This is a genomic window from Bacillus sp. FSL K6-0073 (assembly GCF_038006085.1).
In the GTDB taxonomy this organism is placed as follows: Bacteria; Bacillota; Bacilli; order Bacillales; family Bacillaceae_G; genus Bacillus_A; species Bacillus_A cereus.
Map to the genome: position 1 here is coordinate 2,582,125 of NZ_JBBOUN010000001.1, position 19,971 is coordinate 2,602,095.

Sequence of the window (19,971 nt, forward strand, 5' to 3'; positions counted from 1 at the left end):
AATTTACAATTTTCACGTTTTTATTAGAGTATAATGCATATGTTGGGTTGGTTTTCAAAAACAAATGAGAGTGAGGGAATACAATGTCAATGAAAAACAAAGTTGGGTTAAGCATAGAGGATGGCATTAATTTAGCTTCAGCTCAGTTTAAAGAAGATGCGTATGAAATTTATAAAGAATCGCGAAAAAAACAACCTATATTATTTGTAAACCAAGTTGAAATCGGTAAAGAATGGCTCATTACTAGATATGAAGATGCTCTGCCACTTTTAAAAGATAATCGTTTAAAAAAAGATTGGACAAATGTGTTTTCTCAAGATATAAAGAACATGTATCTTTCCGTTGATAATAGTGACCACTTAACAACACATATGTTAAATTCAGATCCACCTAACCACAGTCGTTTACGATCTTTAGTTCAAAAAGCTTTTACACCGAAGATGATTGCACAATTAGACAAAAGAATTGAGAGAATAGCAGATGATTTGATAAGTGATATAGAGCGAAAAGGTACATTAAATCTTGTGGATGATTATTCATTTCCATTACCGATTATTGTAATAAGTGAGATGCTCGGTATTCCAAAAGAAGATCAAGCGAAATTTAGAATTTGGTCTCATGCTGTTATTGCATCACCAGAAACACCTGAAGAAATAAAAGAGACCGAAAAACAACTATCTGAGTTTATTACATATCTTCAATATTTAGTTGATATTAAACGAAAAGAGCCAAAAGAAGACTTAGTGAGTGCTTTAATACTTGCAGAGAGTGAAGGACATAAACTTAGCGCTCGGGAACTATATTCAATGATAATGCTATTAATTGTAGCAGGACACGAGACGACAGTGAATTTAATTACAAATACGGTATTAGCACTTCTTGAAAATCCAAATCAATTACAGTTATTAAAAGATAATCCAAAACTAATTGATTCGGCTATTGAGGAAGGATTGCGTTATTATTCTCCAGTTGAGGTTACAACTGCAAGATGGGCAGCGGAACCTTTTCAAATTCACGACCAAACAATCGAAAAAGGAGATATGGTTGTCATTGCCTTAGCTTCTGCAAACCGTGATGAAACTGTATTTGAAAATCCAGAAATATTTGATATTACACGGGAGAACAACCGTCACATTGCCTTTGGTCATGGTAGCCATTTCTGCTTAGGCGCTCCACTTGCGAGGTTAGAAGCAAAGATTGCTATTACTACTTTGTTTAATCGAATGCCTGAACTACAAATAAAAGGCGATCGTGAAGAAATTAAATGGCAAGGTAACTATTTAATGCGTTCTTTAGAGGAATTGCCTTTAACTTTCTAGAATAGTTAAAAGGAGACATGCATACATCGAAAATGATTTACATAGAGTATGTATGTGTTATTTAAATTCGAAACGGAAGGGTGAAAACATCCCAATGATCAACTAATTCTATTTGTAAGAGATCTTCGTTAAAAAACGAAATATTCTTCTGAATAGGGTTAGTCTGTACATTTATAGAAAAGGGATGTATATCGCTCTGCGAATATATAGTCTTTTTATATGATTTGTGCTGCCTCCTGTTCAGAACATGAAATAGGAGGCTTTTTTATGTCGACAAATGTAGTAACGAAACAAAACAATGGGGTATCACAAGTATTAAAAAATCGGTTTGTTCAAGGGATTTTAGCATCAGCATTATTTTTACAAATAGGAATATGGGTTCGAAACTTTGCGGTATTACTATATGTAATGGAAATGACAAAAGGTGATGCTTTTGCTATTTCGATGATTTCAGTTGCTGAATTCGCTCCAATTTTTATTTTTTCATTTATTGGCGGTACTTTTGCTGATAGGTGGAAGCCAAAGAAGACAATGATATGGTGTGAAACGTTAAGTTCCATTTCAGTATTCGCTGTATTAATTACGCTTATGTTTGGAACGTGGAAAATTGTGTTTTTTGTGACACTCATCTCTGCAATCCTTTCACAGTTTTCACAACCATCTGGAATGAAGTTGTTTAAACAACATTTATCAACGGAACAAATTCAATTAGCAATGTCTATATATCAAACGATATTTGCAATATTTATGGTATTAGGACCAATACTAGGGACATTTATCTTTCATAGTTTTGGAATTTATATTTCAATCATCATAACAGGTATTTCGTTTTTACTTGCGGCAGTTGTATTGTTATTCCTTCCGAAAGATCTTGAAAACGACGTAGAAAAGAAGGATATCACTCTGTTGCAGGAGATGAAGGATGGTATTAAGTATGTCAAAAAGAAAAAAGCATTAACTTTGCTAGGGCTTTGTTTTATGGCTGCAGGACTAGGTATAGGATTAATTCAGCCATTAGGTATATTTATTGTGACTGAGCAGTTAGGATTATCAAAAGAGAGTTTACAGTGGCTACTAACAGTAAATGGTGCGGGAATGATTGTTGGCGGAGCATTAGCAATGGTATTTGCGAAAAACGTTGCTCCGCAAAAGATGTTAATTATCGGTATGCTTGGTCAAGCAATTGGTATTGGCATTATAGGATATTCTACAAATTTATGGGTGACACTTACAGCGCAGCTTTTTAGTGGTTTAGCTCTTCCTTGTATCCAAATTGGTATTAATACGCTTATTATTCAAAATAGCGATACCGATTTTATAGGTCGTGTAAATGGTATTTTAAGTCCGCTTTTTACCGGTTCAATGGTAGTAACGATGAGTATAGCTGGCTCATTAAAAGAGATGTTTTCATTAAGTATGATGTATGAAGGGACGGCTTTACTTTTTATAATTGGATTATTGTTTATTTTACCTATATACAATTTAAAGCCAGTAATAGCGGTAGAAAGTGAAATAAGTGGTAAAGGAAGTGCTATACAAAATGAATCCTAATCCAAATGTTAAATACCCTATTGAAGGCAATCAAAACGTTCAATTTATAAAAAATATAATAACAAAACCTAATATACTTGTTGGTGACTATTCTTATTATGATGCGAAAGATGGAGAAACATTTGAAGATCGAGTATTACATCATTATGAATTTCTTGGAGAGCGCCTTACTATTGGAAAGTTTTGTTGTATTGCATCTGGAGTTAACTTTATTATGAACGGAGCCAATCATCGGATGGATGGATTTTCGGCATATCCATTTAATATATTTGGAAATGGGTGGGAGAAGTATACACCTAGTTTGTCTGATTTACCTTATAAAGGTGATACAGTTATAGGAAATGACGTTTGGATTGGTATGGATACAACAATTATGCCCGGAATAAAAATAGGGGATGGTGCAATCATTGCAGCTAAATCTGTTGTGACTAGAGACGTCGCACCATATACAATTGTTGGTGGAAACCCTGCAAATAAAATAAAAGAGAGATTTTCAAATGAAATAATTCAAGAATTATTGCAAATTCAATGGTGGCATTTTGATATTGAAAAAATAACTGGAAATATTGATGCTATTGTACGCGGAGATATTGAACCATTAAGAAAGCTAAAAAGGGAATGAAAAATGGATGACAAATAGTATCATACCTCCGAATTTTGTTAATGATAATAGAACAAGGAGGTGTGATACTATGGCACAAGACGTTTTATGTGAAGTAAACAACTGTAAATTTTGGGCGAACGGTAATAAATGTAGTGCAGAGGCAATTTACGTAGTAAGTCATAAAGGTAAACATGCATCTACAACGGAAGAAACAGATTGCAAAACATTCGATCCAGAAGTGTAAATTCTTTAAGGGTAGCCAAATCGTGGTTGCCCTTTTATTAATGATAGTATTGATAATAAATATCATTTTCATTCATTAATTTTAGCTTTTTTTGTTATTTTTTCATATTTTCTTCATAAGTGAAGTAATCCAACTCAATTCATGTTCAATTCGTGATTTACTAAATTCAATGACTTCAGTAATAAAGGGTGAGGTAACCTCTAAAGACTGAATAGCGGTAAGTTGATTATGTAGTACGTTTTGACGTACAGTCAAAATCTCTTTTCTAGCTTCATATTCAAGTTTTTCAAATAGCGCGATACGAACAAGAAATTCTGCATTATTTGTCGCAAGTTTTTCGGGAAACTCTCGTAACATTTCAGAAAAAATTTCTTCTCCTGTTTCTGTTATATCGTACATATTTCGGTTTGGTTTTCCAACTTGTTTATGTATTTTTTTCGTTATAGCACCCATATTTTCAAAGCGCCGAAGGGCAGGGTAAAGCATGTTGTGATTTAATTCAAAATTCTCACCTAAACGATTTTGAACATTTTTTTTGATTTCATATCCATGTTTTGGTCCGGTCGTTAATTCTGCTAGTAGTAAAATATCAACGTACATAAAAATCCCCCTTATATATTTCTCAAGTTCTCTAATGAAAAATCCCCTTTAGTATATGTTAAAATAACATATGATAGTTTATACAACTTTGAACTGCCGACCTATCACTTTTATTGTAAAAGAAAAGGGAGGAAAGAACTATGGCTTCACCTGAAAATGTTATTTTAGTTCATGAAATTTCAAAGCTGAAAACAAAAGAAGAATTATGGAATCCATATGAATGGTATCGTTTGATGAGGGATAATCACCCAGTTCATTATGATGAAGAGCAGGATGTATGGAATGTTTTTTTATATGATGATGTAAATCGTGTTTTATCAGATTATCGCTTATTTTCAAGTAGAAGGGAGCGCAGACAATTCTCAATCCCTCCTTTAGAAACTAGAATAAATATAAACTCTACAGATCCACCAGAACATCGCAATGTACGTTCCATTGTTTCTAAGGCATTTACTCCAAGAAGTTTAGAACAGTGGAAACCTCGAATACAGGCCATCGCAGATGAACTTGTACAACATATCGAAAAATGTAGTGAAGTTAATATCGTTGAACAGTTTGCTGCACCTTTACCTGTTACCGTTATTTCTGATTTATTAGGAGTCCCAACAACAGATCGTAAAAAAATTAAAGAATGGTCTGATATTTTATTTATGCCGTATAGTAAAGAAAAGTTTAATGATCTGGATGCTGAGAAAGGGATAGCATTAAATGAATTCAAAGCATACCTTCTACCGATTGTTCAGGAAAAGAGATATCATTTAACCGATGATATCATTTCTGATTTAATTCGAGCTGAATATGAAGGCGAAAGATTAACCGATGAAGAAATTGTAACCTTTTCATTAGGTTTACTAGCAGCTGGGAATGAAACCACTACAAATTTAATTATTAATAGCTTTTATTGCTTTTTAGTAGATTCACCTGGAATTTATGAAGAGTTAAGAAAAGAACCTAACTTAATTTCAAAAGCGATTGAGGAAGTATTACGCTATCGCTTTCCTGTTACATTAGCCCGGAGGATTACAGAGGATACAAATATATTTGGTTCTTTAATGAAAAAGGATCAGATGATTGTTGCGTGGGTTAGTGCAGCGAATTTAGACGAGAAAAAATTTTCACAAGCCTCTCAATTTAATGTACATCGAACAGGAAATGAAAAGCATTTAACCTTTGGGAAAGGTCCTCACTTTTGCTTAGGAGCACCACTTGCACGTTTAGAGGCTGAGATTGCATTAACTACCTTTATAAATACTTTTGAAAAAATAGAGCTATCTCCATCTTTCTGTTTAGAAAAATGTATATTGGAAAATGAACAAACATTAAAATACTTACCTATTCGTTTGAAAGCTAAATAAAAATCTTAACAAGGTGCATACATTTGCATCTTGTTTTTTGTTTCTCAATTGTGAGTTTTCGGTAATCACCTTAATATGGAATTGTATAAAACGTAGAGGAGGATTCTTATGTTGACTTGTAATGGAAGTAAATCATTTCAAAAGTTTATTAAAGGTGTTACAGATCTTATGGAAAACGGTTTATTTGAAGAAGAAATAGTGTGTGGCATTGAAAAGTTACTAGAAGAACTTTTAGAAAAGAAAACATGGCTTCCGTTAGATAAACAGAAGGCCAATTTGACTCAATATGCACGACATTTATTGTATGAAGATCCGCTCAAACGTTTTGAAGTACTAGCTCTCGTATGGAAAGATGGACAATCTACACCTTTACATGATCATGACGGCACATGGGGAGTAGAAGGCGTTTTTTCAGGAAGGATTATGGTGCAGAACTTTATACAAACGAAACAACTTGGAAATTCACTTGTTTATTTAACACATACAGGAAATCTTTATTTGGGAGAAGGAGAAACAGATAAAGTAATTCCACCAGCGGATTGTCATATTCTTGAAATTAGCAAAAATGAAAGCGTTATTACGATTCATGTCTATGGAAAACGGTTAGAAAAGTTTAAAGTATATATCCCAACTGAAGAAAAAAATGTGTACATGTGTGAGACAAAATACATTAGTTATAATTCATAGTTTAAAATCCAAAGCTTTTTTAAAAAGAAAAGCTTTGGATTTTATTTTTAATTATTTCTTGACCTGAAACGCTTTTCATAAATTATAAATAAGAAGTACCTCACGAGGATTGTATGAAAACGATACCTAATAATTAATTAGAACTCGTGTATTTATAGAAAGTGGTGAAGAAATAATGAAATTAATCGCAATTGATTTAGATGGAACTCTTCTTTCGGGGAATAAAATGATAAGTAAAGAAAATGCAGAAGCAATTCGAACATGTCAAGAAGCTGGCCATGTTGTAGCAATTTGTACAGGACGTTCTATTGTTGACATTGAGCGATTATTGTTAGAAGTTGATTTAGAGTGTCCAATCATTGCGGAAAATGGGGCTCTTATATATAAAGATAAAAAAATGATGAAGAGATATCCAATTCAAAATATGCAGGCACTTGAGATTGTAGAATATCTTGAAGAGAATGGTTTATATTATCAGCTCTATACTGATAAAGGTGTGTATGTACCGGATTATGGAGTAGAGAGTGTACGTAATGAAATTGAGTATGTAAAGAATTCAAAAGAAAATTTCGACTTGAAAGAGTTAGAAACAATCGCAGCATTATATCTTGAGCATACAGCGTTTCATAGTGCGGAAAGTTGTAAACCAATTGTAGAAACAGATATACATGTGCATAAACTATTACCATTTTCTTATGAAATTGAGAAATTAAAAAAACTCAAAGAAACATTTCTTCATAATACAGATTTAGCAATTACATCTTCATATTGGCACAATTTAGAGATTAATCATCGAGATGCTCAAAAAGGGAATGGATTATATACTTTAGCAGAACATCTTAATATTCCGGTTGAAAACACTGTAGCGATAGGTGATGGGCTAAACGATGTTTCTATGATGGAAAAAGCGAACATATCAATTGCAATGGGGAATGCAGTAGAAGAAATAAAAGCAATGTGTAAATACGAAACGTTATCAAATGAAGAACATGGTGTGGCACATGCTTTATATAAATATGTAATGTAATTAAAAAAGAAAAAAGAATCCAAGTGGATTCTTTTTTCTTTTTATTAGGGGTAAGGTATTCTATGAGATTCATAGAAGCCTTATTACATTTTATTATATAGAATATATTGGAATAAATGTTTATATTTTTCATAAAAATTGTGAATATTTTATGAACTTTATACTTATTGCATGTTTATACCGCTATTAGTAACGTGTATGACTCTCAAGTGAAAATTCAGTGAATGTAAGGAGGAATTCAAGTTACCTAGACAATAAGTGAGGCATCAACGAAATATATACTAATTAAAGGTATCTTCAGTATATATATTCTTTTCTTGTTTTTAGTGAAAAATAAAATTTGTTCGAATAATTATTCTACAGCTATATACCTACACTAGCTTTCTTCGTATAATGAAGAAGTATGAATTTTAGATTTGTATGAATTTTACATATTGAGGTGAAAAAGGAATGAATTCGCGGCTAATGGAACTTATTGATGTGAGTACAATAGAAACCATGGCAGAACAATTTTATCAATTAACTAACATATCACATCAACTTCTTGATGCTGAAAAAGAGTGTGTTTTTTCATTCGGAATGAATGAGATAAAAAAGAGTAAACTTCCAAAGATTGAAATCCCCATTTTCTTATACAATCAACATTTAGGATCTTTTGTTGTATGGTCCAAAAAAAGTGAAATTTTTAGTTGTCAAAAATACTTTGAAATGCTCTCAAGTTTAATTTTAGATGGCGCAATAAAAGTATTTCAAAGTAAAAATACAACGTTGCTTTCTCGGAAAGAGGAGGAACTACATACGATTTTACAAAACATGCCTGTTATGGTCGATGCGCTTGATTATAATGGAGATTTTGTTTTGTGGAATCGAGAATGTGAAATTGTAACAGGTTATACCGCTGAAGAAATAATTGGAAATCCCAATGCACTGCAATTATTGTATCCTGATTATAATTATCGCCATCAAATACAAAAGAAATTTTTAACTTGTGGAAAAAATTTCAGAGATTGGGAAATGCACTTAACATGTAAAAATGGTGAAGTCAAAACAATAATGTGGTCGAATATATCAGAACAGTTTCCTGTAACAGGATATAGTTATTGGGCTGTTGGTGTAGATATTACACATTTAAAAGCGATAGAAGAGCAGTTAAAACAACAAACATCTGAACTGGAATTAATTTTTAAAGCTTTACCAGATTTATGTTTCTTAACAGAAGATGACGGCACAATTATAGATTACAAGGCAGGATCTCCTACAAAGTTTTACGTACCCGCAGAAGCTTTTATGGGAAAAAAGTTTTACGAAGTATTACCATCTTCAGTAGCACAGCAGTTTCAGGAAGCCATTAATCAAGTGAAGGAAAAAGGAACGAATGTAATTGTAGAATATCCACTCACACTTAATGGAAGTATTGATTTCTTTGAGGCTAGGTGCTTACCATTATTACATGATAAAATTATGATTATTGTACGCGACATTACAGAGCGAAAAAAGACAGAAGAATTGCTAAATAAATCAGATACACTTGCAGCAATTGGTCAATTAGCAGCTGGCGTGGCTCATGAAGTAAGAAATCCTTTAACTGTAATTAAAGGTTTTATACAGTTATTCCAAATTAATAAAGAAGATCAAGAAAAATATTTTGATCTTATGCTTTCTGAAATTGAAAGGATAGAAGCAATCCTACAAGAATTTCTATCAATTGCCAAAACAGATGAGATAAACACAGAAAAGAAAAATATTTATCAAATTTTTAAAAATGTCGTATCGTTAATGAATACAAAAGCAATTATGACAAATATTCAAGTTGAACTATTTACAGATGACAAAGATATAATTATTGAATGCTCAGAAAATCAATTGAAACAAGTATTTATTAATATTTTGCAAAATTCAATCGAAGCTATGCCAAATGGTGGGGAAATTTCAATTCACATAAAAGAAATAAATGATGATGGTGTCATCATTCATGTAATAGATGAAGGAATAGGAATACCTGAAGAAAGAATTAAGAGATTAGGTGAACCTTTTTATAGTACGAAAGAAAAAGGGACTGGTATTGGATTAATGTTAAGTTATAAAATTATTGAAAGTCATCAAGGGACAATTAGTATCATGAGCGAGGTTGGTGTCGGGACAACAGTAACTATTTACTTACCGAAAGTACTAAGTAAACAATCTCTTTCTAATTGTGACGACAAATGTATAGCAATACGCAATAGTAGTAATTCTTAAATCAATTAATACCCAATAACAAAGCGATTAGTGAAAACTAAGCTTTTTGTTATTGGGTATTTTTTATATTTAATTTAGTAAACTTTACCTTTTCTTTACCTTTGTTTTAATTTCTATTAAGTTTTAAACACTATATTAATATTTGTACAAAGCAATGTATAGAAATTGTACATTACTTTTAATATAGAAATGTGATTATTATTTGGAATATTGTAAGGAGGAGATTATGACAAGGTGAAAAAGCAAGAGAAGAAAAGTGGTAGAGTAGTACCTCTCCGGTTAAATATTTTATTCCTTTGTGTATTTTTATTATTTTCTGGCATTATTATTCAGTTAGGGAAAGTGCAAATTTTTGATGGAGAAACATATAAAAATGAAGTAGAGAAGAGAGAAAATGCAACCGTGGGCCTTTCTGTACCACGTGGGAAAATATTTGATCGTGAAGGAAATCCAGTAGTTGATAATAAGTCTTTACGTGCGATTACATATACAAAGGTGAAAGGTGTAAAACAAGAAGAAATATTAAAATCAGCAAGACAACTTGCAGACATTATTGAAATGCCACAAGAAGATATAGATAAGTTAACGGAGACTGATAAGAAAGACTTTTGGATGCAATTAAATCCAGAACTTGCTCAAGACTTAGTATCAAAAAAAGAAATAGATAAGTTCCGAGATAAGGATATTACCGGAAAAGAGCTAGACAAAAAAATAGAAGATTTAAAAAGGAAACGCGTTACAGACAAAAACCTTCAAGAACTAACGGCTAAAGATATAGAAGTGTTAGCTATTAAAAGTAAAATGACCTCAGGTTTTCAAATGGCACCTCAAATTATTAAAAAGAACGTTAGTGAACAGGAATATGCGGTGATTAGTGAAAATTTAGCGAACCTTCCAGGAGTAGACGCATCAGTTGATTGGGAGAGAATCTATGTAAATGATGATCTATTCCGTTCTGTTCTTGGTAACGTTTCAAATGCTGATGAAGGATTGCCACGTGAACGATTAGATTATTATTTAGTGCGTGATTATAGCCGAAATGATAGGGTCGGCAAAAGTTATATCGAACAGCAATACGAAGATGTACTTCACGGTACAAAAAAAGAAGTAAGAAGCATTGCTGATAAACAAGGAAATACTATTAGAACGGAAACTGTTACTGAAGGGAAAAGCGGTAAAAATTTAACTTTAACAATAGATATGGAATTGCAAAAAAAAGTAGAGGAGAGCATAGAAAAAATATTAAAACAATATAAAGGATCAGAATCAATGTTAGACCGTGCTTTCGTAGTGATGATGAATCCTAAAAATGGCCAAGTATTATCAATGGCTGGGAAAAGGCTTGTAGAAAAAGACGGGAAAATGGAAGTAGAAGATTATGCTTTAGGCACGCTGACAAGTTCATATGAGCTTGGATCAACGGTTAAAGGTGCGACAGTGTTAACAGGGTTTGAAACAAATGCAATAACTCCTGGAACACATTTTTATGATGCACCTATGAAGTTTAAAGGAACTAAGGAAAAGAAGTCTTGGAAAAATTTTGGTGATATAGACGATCTAAGAGCGTTACAAGTTTCTTCAAACGTTTATATGTTTAATATAGCATTAAAAATTGCTGGTGTGGATTATGTGAAAAATAGTTCACTAGATATTAAACAAGAATATTTTGATAAAATGAGATATTATTTCAGGCAATTTGGACTAGGCGTACAAACTGGTATTGATTTACCGAATGAAACTGCAGGGCAAATTGGAAAAAAAGATAATCAGCCTGGTTTCTTATTAGATTATTCTATTGGGCAATATGATACGTATACACCACTTCAGCTTGCACAATATATTTCGACTATCGCAAATGGAGGATATCGAATGAAACCACAAATTGTTCAAGAGATTAGAGAACAAACCGTTCAAAAAGATGAGGTTGGTAAAGTAGTACAATCAATAGAACCCGTTGTTTTAAATAGAATCGATATGAAACAAGAATATATTAATCAAGTAAAAGAAGGATTTAGAAAAGTATTTCAAGAAGGAGATGGAACAGGAGTAAGAGCGTTCCAAAAAGCACCATATAAACCAGCTGGTAAAACAGGGACCGCACAAACTGTATATGGTGGAGAAAATGCAATTGGGCGAAATGCGAAAGGCGATCGTAGAGAATGTTATAACTTAACATTAGCTGGATATGCGCCATATGATGATCCAGAATTAGCATTTTCTGTTGTAGTACCGTGGGTTGAAAATGATAAATCGGGCATTAACTCCGATATTGGAAAAGAAGTTTTAGATGCTTATTTTGATTTGAAAAATAAGCGGTTAACTGGTGAAGCGCCAAAAACAGATGCCTCTAAAGAGAATTAAAATGTACGAAACGTCTCTAGCATTCCTGTAAACTAGAGGCGTTTTTATCTGGAGATAGATTAGAAATGAGGTATATATGAAGCTGTTTATTCTAAAATATTGGAGGAACATATGTAGCTACATATTAATTATAATAGGGATTATTTTTATTAATAAGTCCTTTTTATTTTGTATGGTAGAAGGAATTTCGATGCAACCTACTTTGAATGAAAAAGATTATATACTTGTTAATAAGGTAAACGTCTGTTTATCGTCTTTTCATCATGGAGATGTTGTCATTATAAAAAAAGAAGACGAGCCTACTTACTATGTGAAACGAATTATTGGATTATCGGGGGATAACATACAACTAAAAAAGGATGAGGTATTTATTAACGGTAAAAAGCGTGATGAGTCGTATATACATTTAGATATGTCACAAGTATCCAATCGTTTTTCAAATTTTAGAGAAATAAAAGTTCCTACGCATAAATTATTTGTGTTAGGTGATAATCGTAATCATAGTAAAGATAGTAGGAATACACTTGGACTTATTGATGAATCAAATATAATAGGTAAAGTAGAAATGGTATTTTATCCATTTGATCATATAAAATGGATAAAATAATTCTATTAATGATTCACATTTTATAAAATAAATCATATATTGATAGCATAGGACAAGCAGAAACGCTTGTTCTAACCTCACAGAACACTCCTTATCACGGTTAGGCATCTACATAGGTAGATGCTTTTTTTATGTTGATGACTGAAAATTATTTATCAATATAATGTAGTAAGCATATTAGGACTATTAGGGGAAGATTACTTGTACAAATAACAGTATGCTTAATTAAAACAATGAAATGTAAGGAGTGAGGAATAAGTGCTAAATATTTTAGTGGTTAATTTTCCAGCAGAGGGACATGTAAACCCTACATTAAATTTAGTAAAAGCCTTTACTGAACGAGGGGATAATGTACATTATATTACAACGGCAAACTTTAAGGATAGAATTGAAGATTTAGGAGCTACTGTACATACTCATCCGGATCTATTAAAAGAGATTTCTATTGATGCTGAAACCTCATCTGGGTTAAATGCTTTTTTTCATGTGCATGTTCAAACTTCTTTATATATATTAGAAATTACGAAACAATTATGTGAAAGTATAAATTTTGATTTCGTAATTTATGATATATTTGGCGCAGGAGAGTTAGTAAAGGAGTATTTACAAGTTCCAGGTGTAGTGTCCTCACCTATATTTTTAATTCCGCCAGAATTTTTGAAGACATTACCTTTTCATCCAAATGCAGATATGCCATTCCAACCAGAGGAAATCTCTGAAAAATTACTAAATCAGATGGAACATAAATTTGGAGTAAAACCAAAGAATAATCTTCAATTTATGAATAATAAGGGTGATGTTTGTCTCGTATACACAAGTCGTTATTTCCAACCTAATAGCGAATCGTTCGGAGAAAATAACATTTTTATTGGACCGAGTATTTCAAAGCGTAAAACAAATATAAAGTTTCCACTGGAATCACTTAAAGAAAAGAAAGTTATTTATATTTCAATGGGGACACTGCTTGAAGGACTCGAACCATTCTTTAATACTTGTATTGATACTTTTTCAGATTTTGATGGGATAGTTGTAATGGCAATTGGTGATAGAAATGATATTTCTAAAATTAAGAAAGCACCAGATAATTTTATAATTGCTCCATACGTACCTCAATCAGAAATATTAAATGAAGCAGATGTTTTTATTACACATGGCGGTATGAATAGCGTACACGATGCCATTCATTATAATGTCCCATTTGTAATAATACCGCATGATAAAGACCAGCCAATGATAGCGCAAAGATTAACTGAGCTTGAAGCGGCACATAGACTATTGAAAGAACATGTTAATGTGCACACTTTAAAAGAGGCCGTAACAGATGTTCTTTCAAATGAAAAGTATAAACATGGTATAAGAAAACTTAATGATAGCTTTATAGAATGTGGTGGTTCAAAAGAAGCAATTGCAGTTATTGAATCTCTTTTAAATAAAGTAAAACTTTAATTGGTGGGGCTTTACTGCCCGCAAATAGCGGGATAAATAGTCGTAACTATATACAAGCATAGAGGTTCTCACCTTTATGCTTGTATATTCTTATCCAGCAAATTGCACAGCAGTATTTGCATGTAAAAAAGCAGTATCAAAAACGGGAACAGTAAGATCATTTTGGGAGATGAGTAAAGGTATTTCAGTGCAGCCTAATAATATACCTTCAGCGCCGTTTTGAATTAATGATTTTGTAATTTGTAATAACTTTTCTTTAGATGTTTCTGAAATGATCCCTCTACTTAATTCATCTAATATGACATGGTGGATAAAAGTTCTTTCCTCGTCATTTGGGATAATTGTCTCAATGTTATATTTCGCTAATCGTGATTTATAGAAATCTTGCTCCATCGTTTGTTTTGTTCCTAATAGTCCGATACGTTTTATATTCTGTTCTACCATTTCTTTAGCACTTACATCACCAATGTGAAGAAGCGGGATAGATATTGCTTGTTCTACCTCCTCGGCAAATAGATGTACAGTATTTGAACACATTAATAAACATTCAGCCCCAGATTTTTCAACTTTTTTTGCAACTGTAACTAGTTCATTTTTCACTTCTTCATATTGATGGTTTTGTAATAAAGTAATTACTTCACCAAAGTCCATACTATATAAAATTAGCTTCGCATTTTGATCGTATTGAGAGAGTGTAAGTGTATTAATATGTTTATAGTATAATGATGTAGATTCCCAACTTAATCCTCCAATCAAACCAATAACTTTCATAATGCATTCCTCCCGAAACGATTTTGAATTTATTATTTCATAATTCCGATAAGAATACAATGATTTAAATGCACTATTTAATAAAAAATAAAAATAGTAAGAAAAATGTTGAAATTTACATTCTTTAGTGCCATAATACGAATTACAAATTAATACTTATCCAGAGAGGTGGAGGGAACGGCCCTAAGAAACCTCAGCAACCCCTATGCAATTTTATAGGAAGGTGCTAATTCCGCAGAGGACACGATGTGTTTTTTGAAAGATAAGAGGATTCTTGAACGTGAAAGAAAATGACCTCTTATGTAAGAGGTCATTTTTTTGTTGTATAGAAAGGGAGTGTCGATGCATAATTCATTTTTAAATTAAATATAGAGTAATAAAAGTTGACTAATATGAGAGGGGAATTGTCATGAACAAATTATCAACAAAGTTAGTAGTAGCAATCGGTATTGGAGCAGCATTATACGGGATATTAGGACTTTGGGGATTTTCTATTGCACCGAATACATTTATTAAACCAGCATTAGCTATATTAACTGTTTTTGGAGCATTATTTGGTCCAGTGGCAGGACTGTTAATCGGACTTATCGGTCATACCGTAACAGATACGATTGCTGGATGGGGGATTTGGTGGGGCTGGGTTATTAGTTCAGGAATTATTGGTTTTTCAATGGGACTTATTCAAAAAAGAGTTGGTTTTAGTGTGAAAAACGGGTCGTTTAACAAGGGGGATATTTCTTATTTAGCAATTACTGGGCTAGTTGGTATTGTCATTGCTATTATATTTGCTGGGGCATTCGATATTATTGTGATGGGAGAACCATTTGACAAAATTGTTATACAAGTATTAGGAGCAACAATTTCCGATGTCATCGTTTTCTTAGTACTTGGATTGCCACTTACAATTAGTTTGGCGAAATCCAATAAGAAACATACACATTTAAAAATTGAAAAGTAGGGATGTTAACATGCAACCAATTATTTCGTTTGAACAATTCACCTTTCAATATGGGCATGCTGCGCAGCCTACTTTAAGTGATATTACCTTTCATATATACCCTGGGGAAAAAGTGCTAATTGCTGGACGAAGTGGTTCAGGAAAGTCGACATTAGCTCATTGTATAAATGGGCTAATCCCATTTTCTTACGAAGGGAATAGCACAGGTAACGTTTTAATTGCCGGTAAAGACCCGAGGGAAGGAAGTATTTTTGAACAAAGTAAACAGGTAGGAACAATTTTGCAAGATCAAGATGCTCAATTTATTGGTCTGACAGTAGAAGAAGATGTAGCTTTTTATTTAGAAAATGAATGTGTAAAGCAAGATGACATGAAAAAGATTGTTTCGGACTCATTAAGAAAGGTGAAGATGCATACGTTTCATAAACAAAGTCCACATGAATTATCAGGAGGTCAAAAGCAAACAGTTTCTCTTGCTGGTTTATTAACAACAAATGCGGATATATTATTGTTCGATGAACCGTTAGCTAATTTAGATCCACTAAGCGCCTTACATACGATAGAACTTATGAAAGATATACATGAACAATATAATAAAACGATTGTTATTATCGAACATAGAATAGAAGAAATTTTAAAACTGGATTTAGACAAAGTTATATTAATTGATGAAGGTAAAGTTATTGCGATAGGAACACCAAAAGAAATCTTAGCGTCAAATATATTACCACGTATCGGCTTAAGAGAGCCTATTTACATCGAAGCATTAAAGAGATTACATTTTGATAGTAATAATGACGTAATATATCCAATGGAAAACCTTCAAAAAGAAAAGGTAAGCAACGTTATAAAAGAGTGGATGGAGAAACAAGTCATATTAAAAGGGAATACTAAAAACAAGGAATTACTTAAAGTGGAGAATTTATCATTTTCATACCCTAATAAACAAAAAGTATTAGAAAATGTAAACCTTTCAATATATGAAGGAGAAATTGTGGCACTGTTAGGACATAATGGAGCAGGGAAATCAACATTAGCTCATAGTCTTATAGGCATAAACAAAATGAAAAATGGGAAAATCTTGTTAAAAGGTGAAGATATTAGTTCTTGGTCTATTCGTAAACGTGGGGAAATCATATCTTACGTGATGCAAAATCCAAATCATATGATTACACAGCCTACTGTTTTTGAAGAAGCTTCATTTACATTAACATTACATAATTTTTCTAAGGAAGAAATTAAGAATAAAGTAGAAGGAACTTTAAAAATTTGTGGTTTATATCCATTTCGTAATTGGCCAATTCAAGCGCTAAGCTATGGGCAAAAAAAGAGATTAACAATCGCATCTGTATTAACAACAAATCCTAAGCTTATCATATTAGATGAACCGACAGCGGGACAAGATTATTATCATTATAAACAATTTATGTCGTTTATTAAAAACCTAGCTAAAAAGGGTATTTCATTTGTTTTTATCACTCACGATATGAATCTCGTACTAGAATATGCAGACCGTGCAGTAGTTCTACATGAAGGTAAAGTTATTGCGGATAATACAGTGTCTAATGTATTTGGTGATCAAGAAACGTTTCAAAGAGCCAACTTAAGAGAGAGTTCTTTAACCAAGCTTGTTAAATTTAGTGGGATTGCATGTCCAGAAAAATTTATGGAGCTTTATTTAGACAGTAATAGGAGGGAGGAAGGTGCATAGTACATATTTTCATCGTATGGATGGGGTAGTGAAATTGTTTTTATTTATTTTTTGTATGACGCTTACTTTTTTGTTTTTTGATTTTCGGGTGTTGCTAATATTATTTATTATTGGGTGTATCGGACTTAGCGTTGCTAAAATTCCATTTCGTAAAATTTTAATTGTTTTTAGTGTTATATTTACATTTAGTTTATTAAACTCTGTCATGATTTTATTTATTACACCAACTCATGGATCTGAATTAACTGAATCATATACCGCGTTTTTACATGTTGGATATGCAACGATTACATATGAAACATTATTTTATGCAGCTACACTTTCATTAAAGTATTTTACGTTATTACCATTTACACTTCTTTTTATTTACACGACAGATCCAAGCGAATTTGTAAGTAGCTTAAGTAAACTTGTTATTCAGTATAAGATTACATATGCAATAAATATTGCACTACGTTATATTCCTGACATCCAGTCTGAGTATAAAATTATTAAACACGCGCAAGAAGCGAGAGGAGTGGCTTTTGAAAAAGGAGAAGCAAGTTTATGGGTTCGTATGAAGAACCGTGTTTTAATTTTCTGGCCACTGATCATTCATTCTCTAGAAAGAATAGATACGGTTTCAAATGCAATGGATTTAAGAGGATTTGGAAAGAAGGATAAACGTACATGGTTTTATACAAGTAAGGCGAAACGTGAAGATTTCATCGCTTTATTTGCTGGGGTTTTCATATTCATTGTTGCGGTATATTTAAAATTAAACGTATTTCAAAACTTTTGGTATCCATTTTAGAGCACTCTTACATGAGTGCTTTTACTTATTTTTATGTAGACATGCTCAAAAAAGGGATATACACATAATGTATAATACGAACCAGTTAAAATGATCAACTACCTATTAGTTTTCAAACCAAAAGGAGGAGAAAATATGAGTTACGGTGGTTCTTGTGGTTTTGGTGGAGGTTTCGCTTTATTAGTTGTGTTATTCATTCTATTAATAATTGTAGGATGCAGCTGCTGGGGCGGAGGATACTAATTTTTAATTAGTCTTCACAAATGTAAACTAAAAAAACATTGAAGATACTTATGTATCGAAACAAATAAAAAAGGAGCGACTATGCTCCTTTTTTATTTGTTTTAATGCGTATTCTTACTATATTTCGGGAACGTAATCGTTAAAGTCGTTCCTTTACTAACGATACTTCTGATTTTTAAACTTCCATGCATCGTCTCAATAATCTTAACAGCAACCATTGTACCTAAACCAGTTCCTTTTGTTTTTGTACTAAAATACGGTTCACCGAATCGATGTATTTGCTCCTGTGACATTCCAACTCCGCTATCTTCAATTCGTATTTCAACTTTACTATTATTGATAGATGAGGAAATACTTAAGGTACCACCATTAGGCATTGCTTCAATACTGTTTTTTATTAAGTTTAAAAAACATTGTTGAAAGTGCTGTTTATTACCAACAATGGTTGCCTCAGAAAAATCCTGTGTAATATGTATCGTATTCATATTACACAATGGCAATATCATATTAATAACTCGATTTAACTCTTGTTTTACTGAAATTTGATCTAATTTTTCTGGAGCAGGTTTGGCAAACGTTAAGTAATCATCGATAATTTCTTGGGCACGATTTAACTCTTCAAGTATATGTTTAATATATTCGTCTCTTGATTCAGGAGTTAAATTTTGTGTTTTTAAAAGCTGTGTAAATCCTTTTACAACCGTTAAGGGATTCCTTACTTCGTGCGATATACTTGCAGCGAGTTGGCTAACAATCTCCATTTTTTCCATTTTAATTAATTTTGAGCGCATTAATACAGCATCTTTAATAACTTCATTTATATAAACAATAAATAACATTAAAGTAGTCGGTAATACCATGAAATAAATAATATACAAATTATTCACTTCAAAATCTGATAAGGTTAATACAATTAAAGTTGTAAATATTGCTAGGAAAAAGGTTAAAAACATGGAAAAAGCTACTTTAAGTTTTCTATTATATGTATTAAATTTTGAAGATGCGAGTGCTGTAACGATGAACATTATTCCGTAAACAACAACTGTCAGCATGTTAAAGCCATAAAATAAAAATCTCGTAATTAATAAAATTGTAAACAATATGATACCGACAGGGAATCCACCATAAAGCGTACCTATTATGACCGGAATTTGTCTTAAATCATGAATACAACTTTCATCCATATAGATAGGGTATCGCATACATAAAATAAGCGGGATACTAGAACAAAGGGTAATCAGTAGTATTTTATATTTCTTTAAATAGTGCCGGCTATCATATATGAAATAAAAAACAAATATACTACATAAAATGTATAGAAGATTATTTAATACGTTTTGATTAATATAAACAAAGTCCATAATATTTGCCTCGTTATTCTGAATTTCCTTTTCATATGTATTATACATGATAACATGTGTTAAGCTGCACGAAACTTGTTAATAAAATTCACTTG

General features: G+C 32.1%; 18 protein-coding genes and 1 riboswitch. Of the genes, 15 read left to right on the forward strand and 3 right to left on the reverse strand.

Features of this window, described 5'->3' with window-relative positions:
* Nucleotides 1–83: 83 nt before the first annotated feature.
* From MHB52_RS13400 to MHB52_RS13415, 4 genes are all read left to right on the forward strand, one after another.
* The gene (locus MHB52_RS13400; protein WP_016117990.1) at nt 84–1,319 is read left to right on the forward strand and encodes a cytochrome P450 family protein; all 1,236 of its coding nucleotides are present in this window, start codon (nt 84–86) and stop codon (nt 1,317–1,319) included.
* Nucleotides 1,320–1,586: 267 nt separating this feature from the next.
* Nucleotides 1,587–2,870, forward strand: coding sequence for an MFS transporter (locus tag MHB52_RS13405; RefSeq protein ID WP_000106395.1), 1,284 nt, complete (start codon nt 1,587–1,589; stop codon nt 2,868–2,870).
* Nucleotides 2,860–3,492, forward strand: coding sequence for a Vat family streptogramin A O-acetyltransferase (locus MHB52_RS13410; RefSeq protein ID WP_061663122.1), 633 nt, complete (start codon nt 2,860–2,862; stop codon nt 3,490–3,492). Before MHB52_RS13405 ends, MHB52_RS13410 begins: the two co-directional genes overlap by 11 nt.
* 70 nt (nt 3,493–3,562) lie before the next feature.
* Nucleotides 3,563–3,718: a DUF1540 domain-containing protein gene (locus MHB52_RS13415; protein ID WP_000046095.1), complete on the forward strand. Its 156-nt coding sequence runs from the start codon at nt 3,563–3,565 to the stop codon at nt 3,716–3,718.
* A gap of 102 nt (nt 3,719–3,820) precedes the next feature.
* Here MHB52_RS13415 and MHB52_RS13420 read toward each other — a convergent pair whose 3' ends face one another.
* The gene (locus MHB52_RS13420) at nt 3,821–4,318 is read right to left on the reverse strand and encodes a PadR family transcriptional regulator (protein WP_000289121.1); all 498 of its coding nucleotides are present in this window, start codon (nt 4,316–4,318) and stop codon (nt 3,821–3,823) included.
* 140 nt (nt 4,319–4,458) lie between these two features.
* On the opposite strand from MHB52_RS13420, the gene MHB52_RS13425 reads away from it, so the two are divergent.
* The 7 genes from MHB52_RS13425 to MHB52_RS13455 all read left to right on the forward strand — a co-directional run bounded on the left by MHB52_RS13425 (nt 4,459) and on the right by MHB52_RS13455 (nt 14,039).
* Nucleotides 4,459–5,673, forward strand: a complete 1,215-nt coding sequence (locus tag MHB52_RS13425; RefSeq protein WP_061663121.1) for a cytochrome P450 — start codon at nt 4,459–4,461, stop codon at nt 5,671–5,673.
* 108 nt (nt 5,674–5,781) lie between these two features.
* Complete coding sequence (locus tag MHB52_RS13430) at nt 5,782–6,360, forward strand: cysteine dioxygenase family protein (RefSeq protein ID WP_000954437.1); 579 nt, start codon at nt 5,782–5,784, stop codon at nt 6,358–6,360.
* Nucleotides 6,361–6,535: 175 nt separating this feature from the next.
* On the forward strand, nt 6,536–7,387 hold the full coding sequence (locus tag MHB52_RS13435; RefSeq protein ID WP_000766387.1) for a Cof-type HAD-IIB family hydrolase: 852 nt from the start codon (nt 6,536–6,538) through the stop codon (nt 7,385–7,387).
* Nucleotides 7,388–7,837: 450 nt separating this feature from the next.
* Complete coding sequence (locus MHB52_RS13440) at nt 7,838–9,625, forward strand: ATP-binding protein (RefSeq protein WP_001088569.1); 1,788 nt, start codon at nt 7,838–7,840, stop codon at nt 9,623–9,625.
* 234 nt (nt 9,626–9,859) lie between these two features.
* The gene (locus MHB52_RS13445; RefSeq protein ID WP_061663101.1) at nt 9,860–11,986 is read left to right on the forward strand and encodes a peptidoglycan D,D-transpeptidase FtsI family protein; all 2,127 of its coding nucleotides are present in this window, start codon (nt 9,860–9,862) and stop codon (nt 11,984–11,986) included.
* Between the two features lie 76 nt (nt 11,987–12,062).
* The gene (gene lepB, locus MHB52_RS13450) at nt 12,063–12,593 is read left to right on the forward strand and encodes a signal peptidase I (RefSeq protein ID WP_016117995.1); all 531 of its coding nucleotides are present in this window, start codon (nt 12,063–12,065) and stop codon (nt 12,591–12,593) included.
* 258 nt (nt 12,594–12,851) lie between these two features.
* Nucleotides 12,852–14,039: a macrolide family glycosyltransferase gene (locus MHB52_RS13455; protein WP_061663100.1), complete on the forward strand. Its 1,188-nt coding sequence runs from the start codon at nt 12,852–12,854 to the stop codon at nt 14,037–14,039.
* 90 nt (nt 14,040–14,129) lie between these two features.
* Here the strand turns inward: MHB52_RS13455 and MHB52_RS13460 are convergent, their stop codons facing one another.
* Entirely contained in the window at nt 14,130–14,810 is a 681-nt protein-coding gene (locus MHB52_RS13460) for an aspartate/glutamate racemase family protein (protein ID WP_000864371.1), read from the reverse strand.
* Nucleotides 14,811–14,963: 153 nt separating this feature from the next.
* Nucleotides 14,964–15,079, forward strand: a riboswitch (SAM riboswitch).
* Nucleotides 15,080–15,219: 140 nt separating this feature from the next.
* Here MHB52_RS13460 and MHB52_RS13465 point away from each other — a divergent pair.
* The 4 genes from MHB52_RS13465 (at nt 15,220) to MHB52_RS13480 (ending at nt 18,515) form a co-directional block, all read left to right on the forward strand.
* Nucleotides 15,220–15,768: an ECF-type riboflavin transporter substrate-binding protein gene (locus MHB52_RS13465; protein WP_061663099.1), complete on the forward strand. Its 549-nt coding sequence runs from the start codon at nt 15,220–15,222 to the stop codon at nt 15,766–15,768.
* Nucleotides 15,769–15,778: 10 nt separating this feature from the next.
* Nucleotides 15,779–17,479 (forward strand): ABC transporter ATP-binding protein, encoded by a 1,701-nt coding sequence (locus tag MHB52_RS13470; RefSeq protein ID WP_061663098.1) that lies wholly within the window; start codon nt 15,779–15,781, stop codon nt 17,477–17,479.
* The gene (locus MHB52_RS13475) at nt 17,472–18,272 is read left to right on the forward strand and encodes an energy-coupling factor transporter transmembrane component T family protein (protein ID WP_061663097.1); all 801 of its coding nucleotides are present in this window, start codon (nt 17,472–17,474) and stop codon (nt 18,270–18,272) included. Before MHB52_RS13470 ends, MHB52_RS13475 begins: the two co-directional genes overlap by 8 nt.
* 135 nt (nt 18,273–18,407) lie before the next feature.
* Complete coding sequence (locus MHB52_RS13480) at nt 18,408–18,515, forward strand: YjcZ family sporulation protein (RefSeq protein ID WP_000120182.1); 108 nt, start codon at nt 18,408–18,410, stop codon at nt 18,513–18,515.
* A gap of 101 nt (nt 18,516–18,616) precedes the next feature.
* On the opposite strand, the gene MHB52_RS13485 is transcribed toward MHB52_RS13480, so the two are convergent.
* Entirely contained in the window at nt 18,617–19,876 is a 1,260-nt protein-coding gene (locus MHB52_RS13485) for a sensor histidine kinase (protein ID WP_016118000.1), read from the reverse strand.
* Nucleotides 19,877–19,971 lie beyond the last annotated feature (95 nt).